The sequence below is a fragment of the Sphingomonas ginsenosidimutans genome (assembly GCF_002374835.1).
Classification (GTDB): Bacteria; Pseudomonadota; Alphaproteobacteria; order Sphingomonadales; family Sphingomonadaceae; genus Sphingomonas; species Sphingomonas ginsenosidimutans.
The window spans coordinates 1171852-1195914 of record NZ_NWVD01000001.1; the positions used below are offsets into that span (position 1 = coordinate 1171852).

A 24063-nucleotide genomic window follows, 5' to 3' on the forward strand; every position below is an offset into this window, starting at 1 on the left:
AATCGGGAATGGTTCGATGACGCTGAAGGCCCTGTTTCTTCACACCTCCGCGGCTGCGACCGTGATGGCGCTGTCCGGCTGCGGCGGCGGCGGGGGTGGCGGTGTCAACAGCACCCCGGCGCCGGTTCCGGCGCCTGCACCGGCCCCGGCACCGACGCCCGCGCCGTCGTCCCCGACTCCGTCGCCGTCGCCTTCCGCGTCGACTCCGGCGCCGACGCCTGCGCCCGCTCCGGCGCCGACGCCGACGCCCACGCCCGCTCCGGCGCCGACGCCCACGCCCGCTCCGGCGCCGACCCCTGCGCCTACACCGGCTCCTACGCCCGCACCGACACCAGCGCCGACGCCCGCGCCGACACCGGCTCCTACGCCCGCACCGACACCAGCGCCGACGCCCGCGCCGACACCCGCTCCGACGCCGGCTCCGACACCTGCGCCCACGCCCGCGCCGACACCGGCACCGACACCGGCACCGACCCCGGCGCCGACACCCGCTCCGACCCCTGCGCCTACGCCCGCTCCGACACCGGCGCCTTCGCCGACGAACTACGACACCAGCGAATATCGCGCGACGATTGGCGCGGTGTCGATGAATGCGCTGGCGGCCTATAATGCCGGGGCAAGCGGCCGGAACGTCGGGATCGCGATCATCGACAGCGGCATCGACCTCAACAGCGCGGAGTTCGAGAACCGCGTCTCCGCCGCCTCTCAGGACGTGGCCGGCAATGCCAGCATCCAGGACGTCGACGGGCATGGCACCGCGGTGGCGTTCACCGCAGCCGGGCGGCGCAACGGCGTCGGGACGCAGGGCGTCGCCTTTGCCGCGACGCTGATGATCTATCGCGCCGACGCGCCGGGGACGTGCGGCTCCGCCGACGGCTGCATGTTCAGCACCGATGCGATCGCCACCGCGCTGGACGCCGCGCGGGTGGCGGGGGCCAAGGTGGTCAACATCTCGCTGGGGGGCACGTCGCTGCCCTCCACCGTCGTCGACGCGATCGGCCGCGCGACCGCCGCCGGGATGGTCGTGGTGGTCGCGGCGGGCAATGACGGCGCGGCCGATCCCGATGCCTTCGCGCAGGTGGCCAATGACGCCGCGGCGCGCGGGCAGGTGATCGTCGCCGGATCGATCGACGCCAGCGGGACGCTGGCCACCAGCAGCAACCGCGCGGGCAATACCGCGGCGCATTACCTGGCGGCGGTGGGCGAGCAGGTGCGCGCGCCCAACCACAGCGGCACCGCCTATCTGTGGTCGGGCACGTCCTTCGCCGCGCCGCAGGTCGCCGCGGCGGCGGCGCTGCTGGCGCAGGCGTTCCCGAACCTGACCGGCGCGCAGATCGTCGACCTGCTGCTGACCACCGCGCGCGATGCAGGGGCGACCGGCACCGACGCGCAATATGGTCGCGGCATCCTGGACCTGACGCGCGCGTTCCAGCCGGTCGGCACGCTGACCGTGGCGGGCACGACGCGCACCGTCGCGGCGGTCGACGGGGCGGTCGTGCTGTCCTCCGCGATGGGCGATGCGCGCGGTGGCACGTTGGGCGCCGTGGTGCTCGACGGGTTCGACCGCGCCTATGCGATGACGCTGGCGAGCGGGATCGCGCGGCAGGCGGTGTCGCGCCCGCTGAACGGGTTGACCGCCGCGCCGTCGCGGCAGGTGGCGATGCAGGCGGGCGACATGGCGGTGGCGCTGACCATCGCCGCGCGCCCCAACGGCACGGTCGGGCTGAACGCCTTCCGCCTGGGATTGAGCGAGGCGCGCCGCGCGCAGGCGGTCGCCGGCAGCGTCGCGCAGCGGCTGGGGCGCACAACGCAATTCGCGCTCGGCTTCGCCGAGGATGCCGGCACGCTGTCGCTGCGCCTGGCGGGGCAGGCGATGCCCGCCTTCCTGGTCGGCGACGGGCTGAACCGCTTCGGGTTCGAGGCGGACCGGATCGTCAGCAGCGGGCTGCGCCAGGAATGGGCCGGGTTCGGCGTGACCGCCGCGGTGGAGCAGGGCGACGCGCTGTACCGCCGCGTCGACGCGCCGGCGGCGCTGCGGCGGTGGAGCCGCTCGGGATACTCCACCGGGACCGTCGCGCTCGACCGGCGCTGGGGCGGGCTGTTCGCGCGCATCGCGGCGACCCGGCTGGACGAGGCGGACAGCGCGCTGGGCACGCGCTTCCCGACGAACCTGGGCGCAACGCGCGCGACCAGCTGGTTCGTCGACGGCAACCTGCGGCTCGATGCGGGCGGCGGCTGGTCGCTGGGCGGCGCGTGGCGGCAGGGATGGACGCGGATCGGCTTTGCCGGGGCGCAGGGCGGGGGCGGCGACCTCGTCAGCCGCGCCTTCGCGGCGGACATCGGCAAGGACGGCGTGCTGGGGCAGGACAGCCTGGGCATCCGCATCGTCCGGCCGCTGCGCGTGGCGAGCGGCAGCGTCGGGCTGCTGCTGCCGACGCAATGGGACTATGCCAGCGAAAGCGTGTCGGGTTGGACGCCGCAGCGGATCGCGCTGGCGCCGACCGGCCGCGAGACCGACTGGGAGGGGCGCTATGCCTTTCGCTGGGGCGGGGCGTGGGTCAACGCCAACGCCTATCTGCGGCAGAACCCGGGCAATATCGCCGATGCGCGCGACGATTACGGCGTGGCGATCCGGTTCAGCCGGCCGTTCTGACCGTTATCCGGTGGCGATGATCTCGCGCTCCGTCCCCTCCAGGTAGAGCGCGGTGAGCCGCCCGGTGCGATAGGCGCCGGTGTCGATGCCGATGCGGTTGTCGCGCCATTCGACGTCGCTGGCGATGCTGTGCCCGTGAACGACGACCGCGCCGTGATCGCTGTCGTCGGACAGGAATTCGCGGCGGATCCACAGAAGGTCCTGTGCGCTCTGCCGCTTCAGCGGGACGCCGGGGCGCACCCCGGCGTGGCAGAAGAAATAGTCGCCCGACCGCGCGGTCAGCGGCAGCCCCGCCAGCCAGTGTCGGATCGGACGCGGCACCGCGGCGCGCAGCGCCGCGGCGACCGCTTCCTCGTCATACGGTTCGGCGGGCAGGGGGATGCCGTAGCTCGCCAGCGTTTCCGCACCGCCGCCGCCCAGCCACGCGGAAAGTACGCCGCGCTCCCCGGCCAGCGCGCGGATCATCATATCCTCATGATTGCCCTTCAGTACCACGAAGGCATCGTGCCGGCGCTGGAGCGAGTGGACATGGTCGAGCACTCCCGCGCTGTCCGGCCCGCGATCGACCAGATCGCCAAGCAGCACGACATGGATCGCCCGCGCCGGCGGCAGCCGCCCGGCGTGGTCGCCGATGCGATCGACGATCTCGGTCAGCAGATCAAGTCGCCCATGGACGTCGCCCACGACGTAGATGCGTTCGCCCGGTTCGGTCGACGGGCCGTTGGCGAAGCGGCGCCTGCGCGGAAACAGCATAGCGTGAACATCACCGTCCTGAGCAATGACGGGGCCGGTTTTCGGCGCGTTGCCGCAGCGCGTCAATGCAAAGGTTAACCCGTTGGAACCGTTAATCGTTCCGATTGTTCCGCGAGTCCTGAGGTGGGACAAGTAAGGAAAAGGCGCTGGTAAAATCGCCCATTTCGGGTAGGGGTACGAGCTTAAAGCGACAGAAAGGGGATTCTCGGTGGCGCTGATGTGGCGATCACTCTTTGTTTGTTGCGTGGCATTGCTGGTCAGTGCGTGCGCGTCCGGGATCGGACGCCCCGCTGGTCCGATGATCGAGACGGGCGACCGGTACGCCGTCAACGCGCTGGACAACGAGAATTACAAGCTGGGCTTTGGCGACAAGCTGCGCGTGACCGTGTTCAACGAGCCGACGCTGTCGGGCGAGTTCGCGGTTGCCTCCGACGGGACGATCTCGGTTCCGCTGGCCGGGACGATCCCGGCCGGCAACAAGGATGTCGGCGAGATCGCGACCGCGATCCAGAACAGGCTGGCCGACGGCTACCTGCGCGATCCGAAGGTCAGCGCCGAGGTGATCGCCTATCGCCCGTTCTTCATCCTGGGCGAGGTGAAGGCGCCGGGCCAATACCCCTATTCCAGCGGACTGACCGTGCTGAACGCGATCGCGACCGCGCAGGGCTTCACGCCGCGGTCGAACCGATCGGTGGCGATGATCCGCCGTGCGGGATCAACCGAGGAGCAGGCCTATCGCCTGACCCCGGAGCTGCGCGTGCTTCCCGGTGACACGATCCGCATCGGCGAACGTTTCTTCTGATCCGGCACCGCCGGCCAAACCAGGTAAAGGGCGCGGCAGAACGCCCTCGTAAAAAGGGAGTAACGAGTATGGCCAAGGGTTTGACGAGGTTGATTGCGGGGCGCCGTATCGTGGCGATCGCCGCGGCCGTGGCGGTGATCGCGCCGGCGCTGGCCGCGCCGAAGCTGGTGCCGCCCCAGATCCAGGGTGAGGCGCCCGCGGAAGACCCGGCGGTGCTGTTGGCCGGTCAGATGCGCGCCGAACTGGCGAACGTGGCGCGCGACGCGTCGGTCGAGGATGTCGAGGCGTCGCTGGTCTTCGTCATCAGCCAGCGCGACTATCAGATGCCCGTCGTGTCGATGGCGCTGGAGCAGCTGCGCGGCGCCAAGGACCTGCCGGTCAACCTGGCGCAGGCGATCACCAACGTCCGCCTCGCGCTGCTGCGCAACAAGGCGCGTGGTACCGGTGCGATCAACAGCAACTTCATGACCGGCGGCGGCTCGATCACCGGCGGCGCGGTGTTCAGCCCCGTGTTCGGCCCGGGCGGCGGCGGCGGTGGCGGCAGCGACTATTCGTCCTGATCCGTCACGACCGGCGCGCACAGGCGGAGCCGGTCGTCGTCGACCACGGCGTACCCCCTCGCCACTGTCTCGCTCCAGTGCGGAAGAATAGCATGAATCTGTCCCGCTTCGCCTTGGCCGCTGCGGCGCTCGGCTCCAGCCTGTCGGCCACGCCGGTCTTCGCGCAGGCCGAATCGACCCTGCTCGAACCAGCGATCCCCGCCGGGTTCGACCGCGGCCGGAACACCAGCGTCACCGACCGCGCGCGTCCCGATTACGATCCGGTCGGCATCCCGGTCGGCGGGTTCAACCTGTTCCCGCGGCTCGACGTCGGCGTCGGCGTGACCGACAACGTCTTCTTCAACCCCGCGGAGAAGAAGACCGACGGCTTTACGACGATCGCGCCGCGGGTGCAGCTCAATTCCAACTGGAACCGCAACACGTTGCAGTTCCGCGGCGGCGCCAACCTGGAACGCTATTTCAACGAGACGCGGCGTAACCAGAACGCTTGGGACGTGGGTGCGCTGGGCCGGTACGAACTCGGCTCGTCGATGGCGGTGACTGCCGAGGCGCAGCTGGCGCGCCTGTACGAGACACCGTTCTCCGGCGCGATCTCGTCCGACATCGCGGTGCTGTCCAACTACCTGCGCAATTACCTGTCGCTGCGCGGCCAGTATCAGGCGGGGCAGAGCCGCCTGACGCTCGCGGTCGATCACACCGGTTTCGATTTCAGCGGCATCACGCTGGCATCGGGCGCAAAGCTGAGTCAGGAAGACCGCGATCGCACGATCGACCGCATCGTCGGCCAGGCCGAATATGCCTTCTCGCCCGCAATGGCGCTCTATGGGCAGCTGAGCTACGGCCAGATCAACTATTCGCGCAACCTGCTGAACGGCCAGCCCAACCGGGATTCGGATGCATGGCGGCTGATCGGCGGCGCGACGTTCGACCTGACGTCGCTGATCCGCGGGCAGCTGGGCATCGGCTATGTCTGGCGCAACTTCGACAGCCCGGTGTATCGCAACGTCTCCGGTCTGTCGGTGGAGGGCCGGGTCGAATATTTCCCGACCGAGCTGGCCACGATCACGCTGCAGGTCAGCCGACTGATCGAGGATTCGAGCATCGGCGCCAACAGCGCGTTCTTCAACAACCAGGTGTCGGCGCAGGTCGATTACGAGGTGCTGACGAACTTCATCCTGACCGGGCTGGGCCAGTATGCGCGGCAGGACTTCATCGATTCGCCGGTCAGCGCCGACATCTATCGCCTCGGCATCCAGGGGCGCTACCTGTCGTCGCGTCGCGTCAACCTGCGCGGCGGCATCACGTACGTGAAGCGGTCGTCGGCGGACATTGCGCTGGGCAGCGACACCAACGAGTTGCGCGGGCTGCTGACCCTCACTATCCAGCGCTAAGGGGAAGGCGGGCGTCCCCGCCATACCCGACATACGTTTATCTCGGAGACCGTCATCGGTATGGAAATCCTGCACGAAGCGGCCCCGCGGGGCGGCGCTGACGCTAGCGGCCTGCCCGGGCTTGTCACCCAGGTGCGCGACACGCTGCGGCGGCGCTGGCTGACGCTGGCGATCGTCACTGCGGCGATCTTCGCGCTGGGCGTGACGCTGGTGCTGATGATGACGCCGCAATATTCGGCAACCGCGCGGCTGCGCATCGACCCGGCGCGCAACCCGCTCGCCGCGGCCGACCGCAACCAGCAGGAGGCGCTGAATCCCGAGGCGATCGACACCGAGGTGACGGTGCTCAGCTCGCTCGACATGGCGCGGCAGGTGGTGCGCAAGCTGGACCTGACGCACAGCCCGCTGTTCGCCAAGGTGCTGGAGCGGACCGAAGGCCCGGCGTTGAGCTCGAGCGAGCGCGAGGATGCGGTCGCCAACGCATTGCTTCAGAAGCTGTCGGTCGGGCGCGAGAAGCTGACCTACATCCTCAGCGTGCGCTACAGCGCCCCCGATGCGGTGATGTCGGCGCGGATCGCCAACGCCTTCGCCACGTCGTACATCCAGTCGAAGACCGGATCGCGCCAAGGCACCGCCGAGCGGCAGGCGGAATGGTTCCGCCAGCGGCTCGACGCACTGGGCCGCGAGGTCGCGGCGGCGGATGCGCGCGTCGCGCAATATCGCGCGCAGGCCGGCATCGTGCAGGGCGGCGGGCTGACCCAGGGGACGATCACCGATCAGCAGATCGCCCCGCTGTCCAACCAGCTGGCGACCGCGGAATCGGACGCGGCGGCGGCGCGCGCCAATTTGTCGGCGGCGCAATCGCAGGTGCGGCGCGGCGGCGCGGACGAAGTGAGCCAGGTGCTCGATTCGCCGGTCATCACCGACCTGCGCCGTCAGCGCGCCGAGGTGTTGCGCAGCATGGGCGAGGTGCAGGCGCGCTACGGCGAGCGCCACCCGGAAAGCATCCGCGTGCGCGACCAGCTGGCCGCGCTCGACGCGCAGTTGCGCGAGGAATCGAGTCGCGTCGTCAACTCGCTGCGCGCGACCGCCGCAGCGGCGCAGGCGCGCTCCGACAGCTTGCGCGGCGCGATGGGCCGGCTGGAATCGCAGCAGGCCAGCAACACCCGCAACGCGGTGTTGGCCGACAGCCTGGAGCGCGAGGCCGCGGCCAAGCGCGCGCAATATGAGCGCATGTCGCAGCTGTCGCTGGAAAGCACCCAGTCGGCGCAGAACCAGATTGCGCAGGCCGAGATCGTCGATGCCGCGCAGGTGCCGACGAAGCCTAGCTGGCCGAACAAGCCACTGCTGTTCGCGCTGTCGCTGATCCTGGGTCTGGGCGCGGGTGCGGGCGTGATCTTCATCCAGGAGATGCTGGTCGCCGGGATGCGCACGTCCGAGGAAGTGCAGAGCCGCCTCGGCCTGCCGATGATCGCGGCGGTGCCCAAGGTGACGGGCTTTGCCAATCCGGCCGACCTGCTGCTGGAAAAGCCGACGTCACTGTTTGCCGAATCGCTGCGCAACGCCCGCGCCTCGATCGTCGGCGTGCGCGGGCAATTGCCGCACAAGGTGATCGCGATCACTTCCGCGCTGCCCGCCGAGGGCAAGACGACCACCGCGCTCGCCTTCGCGCGGACGCTGGCGATCAACAACGCGCGCACCCTGGTGCTGGAATGCGACGTGCGCCGCGCGGCGATGAGCGAGGTGCTGGGCGAACGATCGAAGGGCGCGGGTCTGGTCGAGCTGCTGCGCGAAGAAGTGTCGCTGGACCAGGCGATCACGCCAAGCGGCACCGAGCGGCTGGACCAGCTGCTGGTGCGCACGCCCTATTTCAGCTCCGGCGACCTGTTCGGCGACGGCGCGATGGAAGACCTGCTGGGGGCGCTGCGCGACCGCTACGATCATATCGTGCTCGATCTGCCGCCGATCGTCGGGCTGGCCGATGGCCGGTTCCTGGCGGTGCTGGCGGATGCCACCGCGCTGTGCGTCCGCTGGGACGCGACCCCGCCGGCGGCGGCCAGTTCCGCGCTGCAATCGCTGCAAGGCGACGGGGCGAACGTGGTCGGCGTGATCTTCACGATGGTCGATCCGGATGCCGAGGCGATCGGCGGCCTGTATTATTCCAAGAAATATTCCAGCTACTATCAGGCCGGCTGATCGCGGCCGGGGCGGGGGCGACGTGGCGCGCGGCAGGCTGGGCAGAGCCGGGCGTGCGCCGCGCCGGCCCGACCGCTCGCGGTCGATCGCGCGCGCGGTCGGCGGCGTGCTGGTGGTGATGGTCGCCGGCGCGGTGATCGCGCTGACCGGAGAAGGGCGCATCGCCGTCGCCGATGCGCGGGCGCAGCGCGCGCAGGCACCGGCCGCCGCGGCCGCGCCGCCGTCGATCCTCCATCCCCCGCGCGCGATCTTCGCCGAGGCGCTGGCCACCGCGCGCGCGGCGCTGCGCGAGCGTGACGCACAGGAACGCCGCGCGCTGCTCGACGATGCCGACCGGCGCGCGACCATGGCGGCGGCGGCGCGCCCGGCGTGGGGCGAGGCATGGGCGCTGGCGGCATGGGTGCGCGGCCTGCGCGACGGCAGCGACAGCGCCGCGGCGCGCGACGCGCTGTCGGCCAGCTATCGCGCGACGCCGTTCCTGCGCCACGCGGGGGCATGGCGAATCGGACGCGCCTTCGCCACGTTCGACCTGATCGACACGCAGGTGCGCGCGCGCGCGGTGCGCGAGGCGGTGTGGCTGATGCGGATCGACCCCGAACTGGTCGCGCCGGTCATGGCATCGGCGCGCGGATCGTCAGCCTATCGCCCCGTCCTGCTGGAGTGGCGGCGCGATCGCGCGGCCCCATAACGCCCCCGCCAGGAACAGCGCGACGCCGATCGTGGTCGGCACGTCGAGGACGATGTCGATCATCGACAGCGCCAGCAGCAGCGCGCAGGCGCACAGCATCCCGGCATCCTGCGCCGCCACCGGCCGGCGCCACACGAACCGCAGCACCCGCCACGCCGCGATTCCCGCGGCCGCCGCCAGCAGCGCGACATAGGGCAGTCCGCCCGACAGGATCAGCTGCAGCGGCAGGTCGTGCGCGGAATTGACCATCCAGGTAAAGCGCGCGGCGGTGACCTCGGTCAGCGAATGGGCGGCGGCGGCGGGAAAGCCGTTCGCGCCATGGCCGAACCACGGCGCATCGCCGATCATCCCGGCATAGCGCCGCCACATCAGCCAGCGCGTGTCGATGCCGTCGCCCAGCAACCCGAAGCGCGAGCGGATCAGCGGCGCGAACGGCAGCGCCGCCAGCGCGGTCAGCGCGACGCCCGCCGCCGCCAGCCGCCAGTCGATACGGCGGCGCGCCGGCGCCACCAGCGCGGCCAGCAGCAGCAGCGCGACCGCGAGCGTAAAGCGCGACGCGGTCGCCAACAGCGCCAGCAGCGCGATCGCGACGGCCATGCTCCAGATCGCCACCACCAGCGTATCGCGTCGGCCGCGGCGCGGGGCGGCGATCGCCTGACGCACGCGCGCGGCCGCAAGCAGCGCGGTGACCCCGGCGATCCCGGCGGTGACATTGGCATTGCCGATCAGTCCCAGGAACCGCCCGCCGCGCGCGACCGGCCAGAAGGCGAAGGCGTCGGTGGCGCCGGTGCGGACCAGCACCAGCCCCAGCGCGAGATGCGCCACCGAAAGGGCCAGCCACAGATCGATCACGCGCGCCAGCAGCGGCGGGTGACGGGCGGCCCACCACCCCGCGAGCAGCGCGGCGAGACCGCCCAGCCACGACAGCAATCCCGCCGGCACCAGATCCGGCGCGGCCGGCGTGCCCGCGATGCTGCCCAGCACCAGCCAGCCGAACGCCGCCAGCGCGGGCGCCAGTACCGGCAGCGTCGCGCGCCAGCCGCGTTCGGATGGCGCATCGCCCCACAGGGCCGCGCCTAGCAGCGCCGCCATCAGCAGCGTGAACACCGCCTGGCCGGCAATGTCGTTGAACCCGCGAAAGAACAAACCGCTGCCCAGCGCGACGGCGGCCACCACCGGGATCGCGCGCATCCGGTCCGCTGCCTTCGGCGACCAGACACTGACCGACCCCGCGAGCTGATCCGCGGTGGCGGATCGCCCCTTCGGGATGACGTCGGGGGAAGGGGATCGCATGGGGCGTTAAGCTCCTAATCCGCCCGGCGCGAACGGCGCGCGTGGCCGGCGGTAAACGGGGTGTCGGGATTGTGTGAAGCATCGTCAAGTAAATGGTGCACGTCGTCGTAACCACCTCAATATACGCGATCTTCTTAGGCGAGGGCGCATTGCGGACAGGCTGAGAGCCTGGAGTGAGTGCGATGGCCCGACCGAACCTGTCCCTGCTGATGGCCGCCGCGACGGCGCTGGCCTGTGGCCTCGCGCCCGGCGGCGCGGACGCGCGCGCGCGCCAGCCGGCGTTCCTGCCGGGCGGCGCGGTGGCCGATCCGCCCGCCGGTTTCGTCGATTTCTGCGCCCGCGATACCGTGTCATGCGCGGCGGGCCTGTCCCCCGACCGTCTGCCGGCGTTGACGCTGGCTGCGACCGCGTGCGCCGCGGGCGAACAATGTACGCAGCCGTGGAGCGCTGCGGCGATGGTGACCGGCGCGATCGAGCCGGGCGCGACTTTGCCGGCGGCGGCGCTGCTGCGCCCGGCGGTCGTGCGGTCGCCGGCGCCGACAATGCGCCCGGCCGTGGCGCCCGCTGATCTGCTGGCGACGGTCAAGCGCGTCAACAGCCAGGTCAACCGCCGCGTCATCCAGGTCAGCGACCGCGATGCGCGCGGGATCGACGAATATTGGGAGCGTCCGGCAGCGGGCAAGCACCCGGTCGGCGATTGCGAGGATATCGCGATCGAGAAGCGCATGACCTTGGTGGAAGGCGGCTTTCCGCCTGAGCTGCTGTTCCTGGCGGTGGTGTTCAAGCAGGGGTTCGGGCTGCACACCGTGCTGATCGCGCGGCTGCCCGATGGCGACCGCGTGCTGGACAGCCTGTCGGGGCACCTGCGCCGCTGGAACGAGACCCGCTACGTCTGGCTGCGCCAGCAGCGGGCGGACGCGCCGATGGAATGGCACCGCATCGGCGGGCTGCCCAACGTGACGCTGGTTTCGCAGCCGGCCGCCGGAGAGGGGGGGCGTTCCTGAGCGGGACGGGGCGCGGCGCGATGGCTATCGACGTGACCGCCCGGTTCGGGCGATAAGCGCGCACGTCCGCGCGAATCCGCGCCATGCCCCGACCATCGGAGAAACTTCCTGTCCCAGCCGCGTGAATTTGCCGTCCGTAGCGCGGGGCGCTATGCGATGGCGCTGGCCGGGCCGGTGGGCGGGGCGGCCGGCCAGTTCCTGCTGTCGCTGTTGCTGGTGCGCCAGCTGGCCCCGGCGGCATTCGGCCGTTTTTCGTTCCTGATGGTGGCGATACAGCTGGCGTGGGGTGTGTGGGGCGCATTGTTCTGCGCGCCGCTGCCGACGCTGTTCGCCGGGCTGGACCGCGCCGGGATCGCGAAGGTGCGCACGCAGATCGCCGCCGCGCACCTGCCCGCGCTGGTGCTGGCGACCGGGGTCGTCGCGCTGCTGGGCTGGGGCGTGGGCATGGACGGGCCGGCGACGGGGGTGTTCGCCGCCTTTGCCGCGGCATCGCTGGTCCGTTGGTATGCGCGGGCCGAAGCCTATGCGCGCGGGCGACAGATGCTGACCGCGACCAGCGACGGCATCTATACCGTGATCCTGGTCGCCGGGGTCGCGGCGATGGCGATCGGCTGGGCGCGCGGGCTGGTGGCGGCGGGCGCGATCCTGGGCTGGGCCAGCGCGGCGTCGCTGATGCCGTTCGGCGCCGGTTTCGCGCGGGTGCAGTTCGTGCTGCCGCGATGGGATGCGTGGCGCGGTTACCTGACGATCTGGCGCGACCATGCGCGCTGGGCGCTGTTCGGGGTGGCGACCACCGAGGCGACCGCCAATGCCCATGCTTATTGCGTGACCGCGCTGATGGGGCCGGATGCCTTTGCGCCGATCGCGGCGGGGGCGCTGGCGATCCGTCCGGTGATGGTCGCGATGAACGCGCTGACCGATTACGAGCGCGCGCGCATGGCTGGCGCGATCGCGCAGGGTCGGATCGACACCGCGCGGTCGGCGGTACGGTTCTTCCGGCTGGTGCTGATCGCGATCTGGGTGGCGACGGCGGTGCTGCTGGCGGGGGTGCTGACGGTCGCGCCGCACGTGCTGTTCCCGCATTATCCGCTGGCGGTGGTGGGCAGCGCGGCGGCGGCGTGGATGGCGGTGGCGGCGGTGCGGCTGGCGCGGATGCCGGAAAGCGCGCTGTTGCAGGCGGGCGGCGCGTTCCGCACGCTGGCGCTGGCGAGCGGATGGTCGTCGATCGCGTCGGTGGCGGCGGTGCTGGTGCTGATCGTCGCGGGCGGGCCGTTGTGGTCAGTGCTGGGCGTGCTGGCGGGCGAACTGCTGTTCGCGGTGGCGATCTGGCGGCGCGCGGCGGCGTGGCTGCGCGAGCGGGACGGCGCCTGGACCCCCGCGACGACGCTCAGTCCGAGTAGATGATCGTCGTGCCCATCGCGTCGAAGCGCACGTCATAGGCCTGACAATCGGGCAGCGCGGCGACGACCGCGTCGCGCGTGCCGTCCGGGCAATAAGCGAGCAGGAAGCCCGCTTCGCCCGCGCCCAGCAGCTTGCCGCCCGACGCACCCGCCGCGCGCGCGCGGTCATAGGCATCGTCGACGCGCGGGTTGGTGATGCCGGCGGCCAGCTCGCGCTTGCGCATCCAGCCTTCGTGGAGATAGCCGCCGAGCACGTCGACATCGCCGACGATGTCGCGACGCAGCCCGCGCGCCATCTCCACCATCGCGCGCAGATTGTCGGTGACCCGCCGGTCGGTCGCGGCGGCGGCGTTCTGCTGCTTCAGGATCGCGCTGGCCGAGCGGGTGCCGCCCAGATAGAACATGACGAGGTTGCGCTCCATCTTCTGGCGCATCGCCAGCGTGATCGGCACCGCCTCGCAATCGACGCTTTCGTCGGGGTGGAATTCGATGAAGTTCAGCCCGCCGAGCGCGCAGCCATACTGGTCCTGCTTGCCGATCGGCTCGCCCAGCTTCTCGATCTCGATCTCGCACGCGCGCGCGGCCAGTGCGGTCCGCCCTTCGTACCGGCCGCGATAGGCGTTGCACAGGTTGAGCAGCCCGACGGTGAAGGCGCTGGACGATCCCAGCCCCGTGCCGGCGGGAACATCGGCGCTGGAATTGAAGTCCACACCGTTCAGGCCATAGGCGCCGAACACCTCGCGGATGATGCGATGCTGGATGTCGGCGACGGCGCGCGGCGTCTCCAGCTGCGAATATTTGAGGATATAGCCCTCACCGCCGAAGTAATCGTGCATCGACAGATAGACGTAGCGCGCGATCGACATGCTGAGCACCGCACCGCCGTGTTCGCGGTAGAAACTGGGCAGGTCGCTGCCCCCGCCGCAGAAGCTGATGCGGAGCGGCGTGCGGGAAATGATCATTGGCCCATGGCTTTCATGACGAAGGCGACCGCATCGGTGAGCGTGGCGGCGACGTGATCGGGATCGGCGCGGCGGTTGCCCGCGTCGGTGCCGGCATGCCCGGTCCGGAGCAGCACCGCCCGCGCGCCGGCGGCATGGGCGGCGGCGATATCGGCGTGGCGATCCCCGATCAGCCACGATCGCGACAGGTCGAGGTGATGGCGCTCCGCCGCGGCCAGCAGCATACCCGGTTTCGGCTTGCGGCAGTCGCAGTCGATCTTGAGCGCGGCGACCTCGCCCGGCCAGCCGCGTTCGGGATGGTGCGGGCAGACGAAGATATCGTCCAGATACGCGCCCGCCGCCGCCAGCCCGGTGTCGAGCGCGGCCATCACCTCGCCCAGCGTCTCCTCGGTCAGGAAACCCTTGGCGATATCGGGCTGGTTGGTGACGCAGATCACCGGGATACCCGCGGCGTTCGCCCTCCGCACGGCATTGCCGGCGTCGGGCATCAGTTCCAGGTCCTGCGCGCGGTGGACGCCGTTGATCTCGACGTTCAGCACGCCGTCGCGGTCGAGGAACAGCGCCGGCTTGGCATGGCGGTGGCTGAGCCGCGCGACCCGGCCGGAGGCCAGGTCCGCCTCGCCCTTGGCCAGCCGGGCAGGGGTGCCGATGTCCTTGACATATTCGACGCTGCGATAGGCGTTGAGCCGCCCGCCCGCCGCGACGATCGCGGGGAAGATGTCACGCCCCCAGTCGCTGGCGCCGTCTGCGGGGACCGCGTCGATCGCGGCGGGATCGAGGACGTAGAGCGCGGCACTGACCAGATTGGGCAGGATCGCGCCGTCGGGGTGGGGCTTGGGCAGGAAGCGGCGGATGCGGTGGTCGGCGTCGGCGACCAGCAGGTCGCTGTCATGCGGATGGTCGTTGGGATGGACGAACAGCGTCCCCAGCCCGCCATGTTCGGCGTGGAAGGCGGCCATGCGCGCCAGATCGACGTCGAGCAACGTGTCGCCGTACAGCACCAAGAACGGTTCGGTCAGCAGGTGCCGTGCATCGCGCACCGCGCCGGCGGTGCCCAGCGGCTCGCCCTCGCGGACATGCGCGATCCGCACGCCGAATGCGCTGCCGTCACCGAAATGCGCCTCGATCACCTCCGCCAGATGGCCGGTGAGCAGGACGATATCGGTGAAGCCGGCATCGCGCACGTCCTCGACCAGCCGTTCCAGCAGCGGCCGGCCGGCGACCGGCACCATCGCCTTGGGCCGGTCGGTCAGCCCCAGCCGCGTGCCCTTGCCGCCGCACAGGACGACCGCCTTCATGCAGTGACGCCGGCGGCGTGAAGCGCCCAGCGCGCGGCGGCGCGCACCGCGCCCTCCGAATCGAGTCGCGGCGACCAGCCGAGCGAGCGGATCAGCGTGGTGTCATAGTCGACGCTGGGTACGTCGCCGATCCAGCCGCGGTCACCGCCGGTATAGGCGATCTGCGCGGTGCCGCCGGCTTCCTCCACGACGATCTCCGCCATGCGCCGCACGCTGCACCGCGTGGTCCCGCCGACGTTGAAGAGGTTGACCGGCGCGTCCATCGTTTCCCATGCCAGCAGCAGAGCGTCGACCAGATCGTCGACGTGCAGGTACGGCTTGATCTGGCTGCCGTCGCCCAGCACCTGGAGCCGGTCGGGCGTGGCGGCCAGTTTGCGTGCGAAATCGTGGATCGCGCCGTGGGTCGAACGGTCGCCGACGACATTGGGGAAGCGCGCGATCCACGCGCGGATGCCGTAATTGCCGACGAACGAGGAAATGAACGCCTCCGACGCCAGCTTCGCCGCGCCATAATGCGAGATGGGGAGCAGCGGGCCGTGATCCTCGCGGATCGCACCGGTCGCCTCGCCATAGACCGCCGATGTCGAGGCGAACAGGATGCGGGGCGTGCCGTGCCGGCGCATCGCGTCGAGCACCGCCCAGCTGGTGCGGAAGGTGGCGTCGAAATCCACCCCCGGATCGGCATGGCTGACCGCGATGTCGGAATTGGCGGCGAGGTGGAAGACCGCGTCGAAGCGGTGTTCGGCGAACAGCGCGTCGAGCGTGGCGGGGTCGGTCGCGTCACCTTCCACGAAGGCGAAGGCGGCATTGCCCTCCAGCGCCGACAGGTGCGTGCGCCGCCCGAGCAGCAGATTGTCGAGCGCGACCACCCGCTCGCCGCGGGTGACCAGCACTTCGCACAGATGGCATCCGATGAAGCCGGCGCCGCCGGTGACGAGGACGGTCACGCGGCGGCGTTCCCGTCGCGCGCGGCGGCGATCAGTTGCGCGATGATGTGCATCAGCGCCTGATGCGCATCCTCCACCACGCCGTAATTGGCGACATCGACGTGTAGCGCGACGTCGGCCGCGGTGCGCAAGCCGCCGCCGGAAAAGCCGCTCAGACCGATCACGGTCATGCCCCTGGCTTGCGCGGCGGTGACGGCGTTGAGGATGTTCGGGCTGTTGCCCGAGGAGGAGATCGCGATCAGCACGTCGCCTTCGCGCCCGATCATCTCCACCTGCCGGGCGAACACCGTCTCGAACCCGAAATCGTTGGCGATCGCGGAATAGAGCGCGGTGTTGGCGCTGAGCGAGGTGGTGTCGACCGTGGGGTGGTGGTGGGTATGCGTGCCCTTGGTCAGGTCGCAGCACAGATGGTCGGCGATCGCGCTGGATCCGCCGTTGCCGATCGCGAAGACGCGCCGCCCGGCGTCCGCCGCACCGGCGATCAGCGCGCGCGCCCGTTCCAGCGCCGCGCCGTCGACGCCGTGCAGCGCATCGCGCAGGCCATCGGCATAGTCACGCAGATAGGCGGCCGCGCTGCCCGTATCGAACAGGCGGTTGCTCCGCCGCGGATCGTGCACTTCGTCAGCCATCCCTGCGTCCCCTTGAAGTCATCGTGACGGCCATGCCCGCACAGCCGCCAATAAAGCGTTTCGCCGGAAATGGCTCCAAGACCGATCCGGCGCGCGCCCTTGCCGATAGGCGCGCGCCGGTTGTCGATCAACGTCTGGATTCTGAATGCCTTGACCCAGCGCGCGTCAGATGGGCGTGGCGCGCGCCGAACGCCAGCGAACGGTCAGGTCGATCGCCGCCGCCGCCAGCAGCGACACCCCGAGCACCGGCATCATCACCCCCGCCGCCGTCAGGATCGCGACCGCGCCCGCGATCCGCGCACCGGGGATACGCGGCGGCGCGGCGAGCCGACCGGCGGGGCGCCGTTTCCACCACATCGCCACTCCGCTGACGACCAGTACGACGATGCCGATGCACGGCAGCAGCATGACGATCTGGTTCACCGTGCCGAAGTAATTGCCCATGTGCAGCTGCACCCCCAGTTCGATCGCGCGCGCACCGATGCCATAGTCGGCGAACCCGACGTCACGGATCAGCCGCCCCGAATAGCGATCGAAATACAGGCTGCGCTGGCCCTGCGGCCGGTCGGGATAGGTATAGGCGGTGTAGACGCCGGTGGGGCCGGCGGGCGGGAACAGGCGATAGCCGCCCGCCAGCGCATGATCGCGCGCCAGCGTGGCGACCACCGCGTCCAGCCCGGCGATCGCCGCACGATCGGTCGTGCCCGCAGGCGCCATATGCTCAGCATGGGCGGAGGGCATCGCCGACACGGGCATCGGCGCGCCTTCCAGCGTCCACGGCGCGCTGCCCAGCGCCGCCTTCATCGGCGCGCTGGACGGCGCATTGCTGGTGGCGTGCGACACCGGATAGCCGCCGCCGACGCGCGACAGCATGTCGCGAATCACATCGCCCTGCACCTGCGCCCAGGGCAGGCCGGTGAGCAGCAGGAAGGCGATCAGCGCCACCGTCCACACGCCGGTGACGGCGTGGATATCGCGCCAGACCACGCGCCCGCGCAGGTGGAGGCGGGGGAACACCACCCCCGCCAGCCCGCGCCGCCCGCGCGGCCACCACAGGTACAGGCCGGTGGCGATCAGCACGATCGCCCAGCCCGCCGCCAGTTCCATCACCAGCCCGCCCCACCAGCCGAGCATCAGCGAGCCGTGGAGCGTGTCGGCCATCCCCACCAGCGTGCGGGTATAGATGTAATCGCCCAGCACGCGCCCGCTGCCCGGATCAACCGCGACGCGCAGCGGATCGCCGGCAACGGGCGTGACGAACACGATCGCGGGCCGGTTCGCCGCCGCCGGCATGTCGATCCGCGTCACCTTCCCGGGATGTGCCGACAGCGCCGCGTCGACCAGCCGCGAGGGCGGCAGCGATGCGACGTGCGCGGGGACGAAACGACGGGCCGGGTACAGCGCGTCGTCGATCTCGTCATTGAACAGATAGATCGCGCCGGTGATGCTGAGGATCAGCAGGAACGGTGCGACGACCAGCCCGGCATAGAAATGCCAGCGCCAGAGCGCGCGATAGGTGCGGGTCGCCGATTCACGGGAGCCGGCGGGGGCGGGGCGGGCGGGGGCGCTCACAGCCGGGTCGCCAGCGTCAGGTCGATGCTGCGCGGCGCACCGACATAGACCTGGGTCGCGCTATAGCCCGACCAGTAAGCGTAGAAGCGATCGGCGATGTTACGCACGCGCAGCGACACCGTCGCCTGCGGCAGGCGATAGGCGATCCCCGCATCCAGCAGCGTATAGCCGTCGACGCGAACGGTGTTCGCGGTGCTGGTATAGATATCACCGACATGCCGCAGCGCGCCGCTGATCGTCAGCGGCAGCGCATCAGCGTGATAGGCGATCGTGAGATTGGCGAGCCGTTGCGGCACGTTGACCGGGCGCTTGCCGGTCAGGTCGACGCCGCCGGCGCCGGTCAGTTCGTCGAACCGGGCGCGCAGCAAGGCGGCATTGGCGTCCAGCGTCCAGTGGCGCGACAGCGTGCCGACCGCGGACAGTTCCACCCCGCGCGACGATTGCACGCCGCCCTGCACCTGCACCGACGGGCGCGCGGGATCGCGCGTCAGGATGCCGCTCTGCCGGATCCAGTAACCCGCTGCGGTCAGCGCCAGCCGGTCGCCGAACAGGCTGGTCTTCACCCCGCCTTCCACCGAATCGCCGCGCGTCAGGTCGACGCTGGCGCGCAGCACATTCGACAGCAGCAGCGAGCCGACCGGGGTGATCGCATGGCTGTATTGCGCATAGAGCTGCGTCGTGGGTGCGACGTCATAGACGCTGCCGATCCGCCCCGAGAGCGCGTGGAACCGGCGCCCGAACCGCTGTGTCGTCCCCTGGTTGAGGTCGTCGACGCGGCGGTCGAGATCGATCGTGTCGTGTCGCAGACCCGCGAGGAGCAGCCAGCGATCGGTGAGGTTCAGCGCGTCCTCCGCAAACACAGCCCAGCTGGCGACGCGCGAGGTGAAGTCGGCACGGTTGCCGGCGCCGGGGAAATTGGCGGCGACGTCGGCGGGGAAGGTGCCGCGCACCGGCGCGAACGGCGACACCGACGTGGTGGTGCCGAAGCGGCGGTGGGTGATGAAATGCGCCTCATTATATTCCGCGCCAACGTTCACGCGGTTGCGCAGCCCGGCAATGGTCGTGTCGCCGGTCAGGAAGGCGCGGTTCGACCAGCTGTCGTGATCGTGGGTGATCTTCGTGGTGGAGCGGTCGAGCAGCGCGGTGGCGGGGTTGTAGGTGAAATCCTCCGAATTCTCCCACGTGCGGTCGCCGCGATACAGATTCGCCTCGTCGGTCAGCGTCCAGCCGTCCGCCAGCGTCCAGGCGATGCGCGCGCGGCCCCAGTAAGCGTCCGAATCGGCGCGCCCGTCGGTGACATTGTAGTTGCGGTCGCGGATCGCGCGGTCGAGCACCAGCCCGGCGGTGCTGTGGACCACATCCGACGGATCGCGTGCGACCGCGGCGGGCAGCAAGGGTGCGCCCTGATAGGGGGTGCGGTTGCGTTCGCCGAAATAGTCGAATGCCAGCAGTACCGACAGCCGCGACGTGGGGTTCAACGCCAGGCTGTTGGTGGATTGCAGCGTGCGCGTGCGTGTATCGTCGACATAGCCGCTGCTGCGCGATGCCGACAGGTCGCTGCGCAGCGCCGCGGTGGTGCCGAGCGGCTGGTTGACGCCGGCGCCCAGCCGCCAGCTGTCGAAGCTGCCGTAGCTGGCCAGCGCGTCGACATGGCGCGCGTCGGTGCTCGGCTTTTTGGGCACCAGGTTGACCGCGCCGGCCAGCGCGCCGTCGCCGTACAGGATCGACGCCGGGCCCTTCAGCACCTCGATCCGGTCGAAGGCAAAGCTGTCGTAATTGCGGTTGAGGATCGTCGAATCGGCGACCCGCATCCCGTCGAACAGATAGGAGACCGCGCCGGTCGAAAAGCCGCGCATCGACGCGCTGGCGGGTTCGCCGGGCAGCAGCCCTGCGACGACGCCTGGGGTGCTGTCATACACCTCCACCGCGGTGCGCAGCCCCTTCGCCTGCATCGTCGCCTGCGTGACGACGTCGAGCGTCGCGGGGGTTTCGCGCGGGGTCAGCCCCAGACGGCTGACGGTGGGCGTGGGGACATCGAGCCGCGTGGGGTCACGCTCGCCGATGACGGTGATGTCGGCGGCGCGATCAGGCGCCTCGGCGGCGGGATTTTCCTCCGCACGGGCGGCGAGCGGGAGCGCGGCGAACAGGACGGGCAGCAGGCAGCGCGCGGCGGCGCCGACCGAATGATGGTGTCGGGACATGGATCAACCTTGACCGGCCCGGCGCGGCGGAACCGTGCGCGGGCGCGACATAACGACGCGCCGCCCGCACGAGCGCGGGCAGCGCTGCTCAATGGTGGTCAGGTCAGGCGGGCGGGGGGACCGCGCAACGGCGGGCGCAGATAGGCGGACGGGAAGGGTGCCGGCAGCAGGATCGGGCCGAGCGCGCTCGCCATGACGAACGCGAGCAGCGCCACGATCAATACCGGGTCGGCAGCGCTCAGCACCGCGGCGGACAGGCCGGCGAACGCGCAGGGCATTTGCGTGGCGGGATGTTCGCGGTGGTCGCGGTGCTCGGAATGGTCGTGGGCCGTCGCGGCGTGCTGTCCCATCGCGCCCATCATCGCCGGCATCGCGTGGTGCCCGGCCGGGGGTGGCGCCGGCATTGTCCCGGGACACAGCACGATATCGACCTGCCCGGCTTCCGCGGCGATCATATAGCCGGTCGGCACCAGCAGCTTCAGTGCCAGCACCGCTGCCATCAGGCAAGCGACGAGGAGGCGTTGGCGCAGGAGGCGGCGGAGCGCGGACACGTCGCCCGCCTATCGCCGCGCGCCTTGCCTGTCACTGGCACATTTTGTCCCACCCCCCGCCGGGAGGCAGGACGAGGATCAGCGGCCGAACCAGCGGCTCCACAGACCATCGGCGGGGATGCGCATCGCCTGCCACGCGGCCTTGCGCTGCTGCGCGCGCTGGTACAGCGCCGCCATCCGCTCATCGCGCGGCAGATCGGACAGCCGCGGAGAAAGCATCATGCCGTCATCGTGAGCGCGCATCCGTTAATTCCCCTCTCGCGTCGAACGGTGGCGTTTCAACGACCAACGGGGCGATCGGTTGCGGAAATCAGAACGGCAGCCACTTCGACTTTTCGGTGAACTTCATGTAGCCGACGTTGACGCCCGCGCGCCAGCCGACCCCCAGCCGCACCGGGATCAGGACGACATTGCCCTTGCGCAGATAGGTCGCCGCAAAGCCGCCGACGAAGTACAGCCGCCCCTCCGCGCCGGGGAAGCGCGTGAACAGGTCCTGCGTGTCGTACAGGTTGTACACCAGCACGAACACCTTGTTGGCGTCCCCGCCGACGTCGAAGCCGACCGACGGTCCGGTCCAGTAGACGGGGCGCTGCCCCTCCACCTTGTGCGTCATCACCCCCGAGCCGTAACGCAACCCCAGCACGAACGCGCCCGACGCCTCGCGCCCGGCGATATAGGCGTTGGGTTCGCCCTGATCCTTCAGGATCTTCTCGATGATCTGCGCGAAGCCCTCGGCGCCGCGGCCGAACACCCCTTCGCCGGCCGCGATCAGATCGTCGCGGCGATAGGTGGAGGCGGCCTGCGTCGTCGCTTCGGCGCGGGTTTCCGGGTTCGCGGACGGTGCGGGCGTCGCGCGCGGCGCTGGCGCGGCGGCGGGCGCGTCGGGATAGGCCGGCTCCGTCGGCGGCGGGTAGGACGGGCCTGGCGTCGGCGCGGGGCTGCGCGAGGCGGTGCCGGTGACGTCGGCGTCGATCCCGGCGTTGGGATCGATCGTCCGCACCTGCGCCACCGCGCTGCCGGTCAGCGCCGCCGCGGCGGCAAGCGTCATCACCGCGCGCGCCGCCGCCCGTCCGACCCGCGCGCGCGTCACCGCCACGCCCTTGCTGCCCGCCCTGTATCCCGTTGCCGTCATGTCGTCATCCCGCCACCCGATCGGGCGACTGTAGCCTGCGGCAGCCTGTCCCCACAATGAACGCACGACGATCCGAGTCACGAACGCGACCGACGGAAGCCGCAACCAAGGCATTGATCGCGCCGAAAGCGCTCGCTATAGCCCCGCCTCACGCCGTGACCCGGAGACGTGGGTGAGTGGCTGAAACCAACGCTTTGCTAAAGCGTCGTACGGGAAACCGTACCGAGGGTTCGAATCCCTCCGTCTCCGCCAATGGCCTCCCACAAGGCACTGAGATTTCCAAGTTTTTGCCTTGCGGCCCTCTAGCGCTCCACAAATAGCCCCACAGTCGCACTTTAACGTGGCTGGACCATGCTGCCGAGCCGGCTACGATGAGGCAGCGTCACGAGGGTGGCGACGCAAATAGCGGGGATGCAGTTGCCGAAGCTAAATAGCGTAGAGCCACCGAAGGATGAGCGTTCGCTCGGCGAGGCCACCTTCAACTATGCAAGCTACGACGGCCGGTTCGTCATCGGTGCGGAGCCGTGGGCGTTCGAGACGCGCTGGAGCAGTGCCAGTCAGGGGTCAGCTCACCTCTACAATGACCCCGCTGCGATCGAGGGCGTCGCAATTGCAGAGGGGATCACCAGCATCGGGCAGGCGACGCCTGACGTGGTGGCCTCTGCGGATTTCACGTCGCGGACCCGAACGCCCAGAGTGGGGCAGGTCGTCCTGCTCCGGAACACCGCCAGCTTCTTTGCTGCGGTGGAGCTGCTGGAAGTTGGCTACCCGGCGGTTCCATCCGGCAATGTCATGCGCTTCCGCTTCGCCATCCAGACGGATCGCTCGACCGACTTCTCGCCTTTCGCATCCGCGTTTGATGGTCGACAGGCTCTGACCGATCAACTCCTCGCCGCCGCCGCAGATGCCGAGCGGGCGCTGCGGGCTGTGCCCACCGGGGAGGACAGCACCGACGGCGGCATTGTCGGGATCGGCCACAATCAGCCGCCGCCCGAGTTCGCGATCACGGAGGCCGACCGGGCCGAGACCTTGGCTGCGATCGACGCGATCCGCGAAGAGGCTGTGAGCGCCGCGCCATCGACCAGCAGGCTGCGGACCGCCGGACAGACGATCGCGCGGGTGGCCGGCAAAGTCGCCAAGTGGATCGGCGGCAAGACTGATGCTGCCGCCGACGAGTTCGCCAAGGCCGTGGGCAAGGCTGCTGGGGTCGCTGCTGTCGGTGGGTTCGCCGCGTGGCTCACCCTACAGGGTAAGCTCGCGGTGCTAGTCGACATCCTGGGCAAGTTCGCGGGCTAGGGTCAGGACTCATTGATGTGACGGCTGCGATCTGATTCAGGCTCCGTGAGGAGACTGGGATGCGCGACCTGTTTTGGTTGACGGACGAGCAAATCGAGCGGCTGCGGCCGTTCTTTCCGAAGAGCCACGGCAAGCCGCGTGTCGATGACCGGCGGGTGCTCAGCGGCATCGTCTTCGTCAACCGCAACGGGCTGCGCTGGCGAGACGCGCCAAGCGCGTATGGTCCTCACAAGACGCTGTATAACCGGTGGAAGCGTCGGGGCGAGCGAGGCGTATTCACGCGCATGATGGAGGGGCTAGCGGCGGTCGATGCGGAGCCCAAGACCGTCATGATCGACGCGACATACCTGAAGGCGCACCGCACGGCATCGAGCCTGCGGGTTAAAAAGGGGCTCTCGGTCGCCTGATCGGCCGCACCAAAGGCGGCATGAACACCAAGCTCCATGCCGTTGCCGACGCGAATGGCCGCCCGTTGAGCTTCTTCATGGTAAGCGTGGCGTGAGGACCGCAGTTTATGCGGCTTGGGCTGTTGGCTGATCTGTCTGGGGCACCCAGTTCCACGGCATCAGCTCGTCCCAGCGGGTGGCGGGCCAGTCGCCGGCGACCCTGGCGATGACATCGGCGATATAGGCCTGCGGGTCGACGCCGTTGGCCTTGCAGGTCTGGATGACGGTGTAGATGGCGGCGGCTCGCTCGCCGCCTGCGCGCGAACCCGCGAACAGCCAGTTGCGCCTT

22 protein-coding genes, 1 tRNA gene and 1 pseudogene are annotated in these 24063 nt (G+C 70.1%); 11 read left to right on the forward strand and 13 right to left on the reverse strand.

Translation table 11 applies throughout. The features are described 5' to 3' along the window. Positions 1-362: 362 nt before the first annotated feature. Positions 363-488, reverse strand: a complete 126-nt coding sequence (locus COA17_RS20035; protein ID WP_269450480.1) for a hypothetical protein — start codon at positions 486-488, stop codon at positions 363-365. A 98-nt stretch (positions 489-586) separates the two neighbouring features. On the opposite strand from COA17_RS20035, the gene COA17_RS05500 reads away from it, so the two are divergent. Then, the gene (locus tag COA17_RS05500) at positions 587-2653 is read left to right on the forward strand and encodes a S8 family serine peptidase (protein ID WP_096610869.1); all 2067 of its coding nucleotides are present in this window, start codon (positions 587-589) and stop codon (positions 2651-2653) included. Positions 2654-2656: 3 nt separating this feature from the next. Here the strand turns inward: COA17_RS05500 and COA17_RS05505 are convergent, their stop codons facing one another. After that, complete coding sequence (locus tag COA17_RS05505) at positions 2657-3406, reverse strand: metallophosphoesterase family protein (protein WP_096610607.1); 750 nt, start codon at positions 3404-3406, stop codon at positions 2657-2659. A 298-nt stretch (positions 3407-3704) separates the two neighbouring features. Here COA17_RS05505 and COA17_RS05510 point away from each other — a divergent pair, with 298 nt between their 5' ends. The 5 genes from COA17_RS05510 to COA17_RS05530 all read left to right on the forward strand — a co-directional run bounded on the left by COA17_RS05510 (position 3705) and on the right by COA17_RS05530 (position 9043). Beyond that, positions 3705-4208, forward strand: coding sequence for a polysaccharide biosynthesis/export family protein (locus COA17_RS05510; protein ID WP_066488169.1), 504 nt, complete (start codon positions 3705-3707; stop codon positions 4206-4208). Between the two features lie 110 nt (positions 4209-4318). Next, positions 4319-4768, forward strand: a complete 450-nt coding sequence (locus COA17_RS05515) for a hypothetical protein (RefSeq protein WP_096610609.1) — start codon at positions 4319-4321, stop codon at positions 4766-4768. 92 nt (positions 4769-4860) lie between these two features. Continuing rightward, complete coding sequence (locus tag COA17_RS05520; RefSeq protein ID WP_096610611.1) at positions 4861-6159, forward strand: outer membrane beta-barrel protein; 1299 nt, start codon at positions 4861-4863, stop codon at positions 6157-6159. Between the two features lie 132 nt (positions 6160-6291). Beyond that, the gene (locus COA17_RS05525; protein WP_176484808.1) at positions 6292-8355 is read left to right on the forward strand and encodes a GumC family protein; all 2064 of its coding nucleotides are present in this window, start codon (positions 6292-6294) and stop codon (positions 8353-8355) included. 22 nt (positions 8356-8377) lie between these two features. After that, positions 8378-9043, forward strand: a complete 666-nt coding sequence (locus COA17_RS05530) for a hypothetical protein (protein WP_096610613.1) — start codon at positions 8378-8380, stop codon at positions 9041-9043. On the opposite strand, the gene COA17_RS05535 is transcribed toward COA17_RS05530, so the two are convergent. Then, positions 8990-10336 (reverse strand): O-antigen ligase family protein, encoded by a 1347-nt coding sequence (locus COA17_RS05535; RefSeq protein WP_096610615.1) that lies wholly within the window; start codon positions 10334-10336, stop codon positions 8990-8992. The two genes, COA17_RS05530 and COA17_RS05535, sit on opposite strands and share 54 nt — an antisense overlap. Before the next feature lie 182 nt (positions 10337-10518). On the opposite strand from COA17_RS05535, the gene COA17_RS05540 reads away from it, so the two are divergent. Together COA17_RS05540 and COA17_RS05545 are read left to right on the forward strand one after the other, a co-directional pair. Continuing rightward, complete coding sequence (locus COA17_RS05540) at positions 10519-11340, forward strand: transglutaminase-like cysteine peptidase (protein ID WP_096610617.1); 822 nt, start codon at positions 10519-10521, stop codon at positions 11338-11340. A gap of 156 nt (positions 11341-11496) precedes the next feature. Further along, a complete protein-coding gene (locus COA17_RS05545; protein ID WP_070321851.1) occupies positions 11497-12744 on the forward strand; it encodes a hypothetical protein in 1248 nt (415 codons plus the stop codon). Here the strand turns inward: COA17_RS05545 and COA17_RS05550 are convergent. The 9 genes from COA17_RS05550 to COA17_RS05585 form a co-directional block, all read right to left on the reverse strand. Next, positions 12728-13702 (reverse strand): GHMP family kinase ATP-binding protein, encoded by a 975-nt coding sequence (locus tag COA17_RS05550; RefSeq protein ID WP_066490360.1) that lies wholly within the window; start codon positions 13700-13702, stop codon positions 12728-12730. The two genes, COA17_RS05545 and COA17_RS05550, sit on opposite strands and share 17 nt — an antisense overlap. Continuing rightward, positions 13699-15000 (reverse strand): HAD-IIIA family hydrolase, encoded by a 1302-nt coding sequence (locus tag COA17_RS05555; protein WP_096610619.1) that lies wholly within the window; start codon positions 14998-15000, stop codon positions 13699-13701. Before COA17_RS05555 ends, COA17_RS05550 begins: the two co-directional genes overlap by 4 nt. Beyond that, positions 14997-15947, reverse strand: coding sequence for an SDR family NAD(P)-dependent oxidoreductase (locus tag COA17_RS05560; protein WP_096610621.1), 951 nt, complete (start codon positions 15945-15947; stop codon positions 14997-14999). The genes COA17_RS05555 and COA17_RS05560 overlap by 4 nt, the downstream gene beginning before the upstream one ends. After that, entirely contained in the window at positions 15944-16576 is a 633-nt protein-coding gene (locus tag COA17_RS05565; RefSeq protein WP_096610623.1) for a D-sedoheptulose-7-phosphate isomerase, read from the reverse strand. The genes COA17_RS05560 and COA17_RS05565 overlap by 4 nt, the downstream gene beginning before the upstream one ends. Before the next feature lie 165 nt (positions 16577-16741). Further along, entirely contained in the window at positions 16742-18148 is a 1407-nt protein-coding gene (locus tag COA17_RS05570; protein ID WP_096610625.1) for a PepSY-associated TM helix domain-containing protein, read from the reverse strand. Then, positions 18145-20349, reverse strand: coding sequence for a TonB-dependent receptor (locus tag COA17_RS05575; protein WP_096610627.1), 2205 nt, complete (start codon positions 20347-20349; stop codon positions 18145-18147). The genes COA17_RS05570 and COA17_RS05575 overlap by 4 nt, the downstream gene beginning before the upstream one ends. Positions 20350-20447: 98 nt before the next feature. Continuing rightward, entirely contained in the window at positions 20448-20849 is a 402-nt protein-coding gene (locus tag COA17_RS05580) for a hypothetical protein (RefSeq protein WP_096610629.1), read from the reverse strand. A gap of 129 nt (positions 20850-20978) precedes the next feature. Continuing rightward, positions 20979-21122, reverse strand: coding sequence for a hypothetical protein (locus tag COA17_RS19295; protein ID WP_176484809.1), 144 nt, complete (start codon positions 21120-21122; stop codon positions 20979-20981). A gap of 88 nt (positions 21123-21210) precedes the next feature. Next, complete coding sequence (locus tag COA17_RS05585) at positions 21211-21948, reverse strand: DUF1134 domain-containing protein (protein ID WP_096610873.1); 738 nt, start codon at positions 21946-21948, stop codon at positions 21211-21213. Between the two features lie 246 nt (positions 21949-22194). On the opposite strand from COA17_RS05585, the gene COA17_RS05590 reads away from it, so the two are divergent. The 3 genes and pseudogenes from COA17_RS05590 to COA17_RS05600 all read left to right on the forward strand — a co-directional run. After that, positions 22195-22284 (forward strand) — tRNA-Ser (locus tag COA17_RS05590). Between the two features lie 159 nt (positions 22285-22443). Continuing rightward, on the forward strand, positions 22444-23328 hold the full coding sequence (locus COA17_RS05595) for a hypothetical protein (protein WP_141397024.1): 885 nt from the start codon (positions 22444-22446) through the stop codon (positions 23326-23328). A 59-nt stretch (positions 23329-23387) separates the two neighbouring features. Continuing rightward, positions 23388-23821, forward strand: a pseudogene (locus COA17_RS05600) (IS5 family transposase); the annotation flags it as partial. 19 nt (positions 23822-23840) lie between these two features. Here the strand turns inward: COA17_RS05600 and COA17_RS05605 are convergent. Continuing rightward, on the reverse strand, positions 23841-24063 hold a 223-nt coding region (locus COA17_RS05605), incomplete at its 5' end, for a transposase domain-containing protein (RefSeq protein ID WP_141397025.1).

Bases quoted from the DNA above. Each gene is read 5' to 3' on its own strand.
- COA17_RS05500 (WP_096610869.1), top strand. From the start codon at position 587: ATGAATGCGCTGGCGGCCTATAATGCCGGGGCAAGCGGCCGGAACGTC.
- COA17_RS05505 (WP_096610607.1), bottom strand. From the start codon at position 3,406: ATGCTGTTTCCGCGCAGGCGCCGCTTCGCCAACGGCCCGTCGACCGAA.
- COA17_RS05510 (WP_066488169.1), top strand. From the start codon at position 3,705: ATGATCGAGACGGGCGACCGGTACGCCGTCAACGCGCTGGACAACGAG.
- COA17_RS05520 (WP_096610611.1), top strand. From the start codon at position 4,861: ATGAATCTGTCCCGCTTCGCCTTGGCCGCTGCGGCGCTCGGCTCCAGC.
- COA17_RS05535 (WP_096610615.1), bottom strand. From the start codon at position 10,336: ATGCGATCCCCTTCCCCCGACGTCATCCCGAAGGGGCGATCCGCCACC.
- COA17_RS05540 (WP_096610617.1), top strand. From the start codon at position 10,519: ATGGCCCGACCGAACCTGTCCCTGCTGATGGCCGCCGCGACGGCGCTG.
- COA17_RS05545 (WP_070321851.1), top strand. From the start codon at position 11,497: ATGGCGCTGGCCGGGCCGGTGGGCGGGGCGGCCGGCCAGTTCCTGCTG.
- COA17_RS05550 (WP_066490360.1), bottom strand. From the start codon at position 13,702: ATGATCATTTCCCGCACGCCGCTCCGCATCAGCTTCTGCGGCGGGGGC.
- COA17_RS05555 (WP_096610619.1), bottom strand. From the start codon at position 15,000: ATGAAGGCGGTCGTCCTGTGCGGCGGCAAGGGCACGCGGCTGGGGCTG.
- COA17_RS05565 (WP_096610623.1), bottom strand. From the start codon at position 16,576: ATGGCTGACGAAGTGCACGATCCGCGGCGGAGCAACCGCCTGTTCGAT.
- COA17_RS05575 (WP_096610627.1), bottom strand. From the start codon at position 20,349: ATGTCCCGACACCATCATTCGGTCGGCGCCGCCGCGCGCTGCCTGCTG.
- COA17_RS05580 (WP_096610629.1), bottom strand. From the start codon at position 20,849: ATGGCAGCGGTGCTGGCACTGAAGCTGCTGGTGCCGACCGGCTATATG.
- COA17_RS19295 (WP_176484809.1), bottom strand. From the start codon at position 21,122: ATGATGCTTTCTCCGCGGCTGTCCGATCTGCCGCGCGATGAGCGGATG.
- COA17_RS05585 (WP_096610873.1), bottom strand. From the start codon at position 21,948: ATGACGCTTGCCGCCGCGGCGGCGCTGACCGGCAGCGCGGTGGCGCAG.
- COA17_RS05595 (WP_141397024.1), top strand. From the start codon at position 22,444: ATGCAGTTGCCGAAGCTAAATAGCGTAGAGCCACCGAAGGATGAGCGT.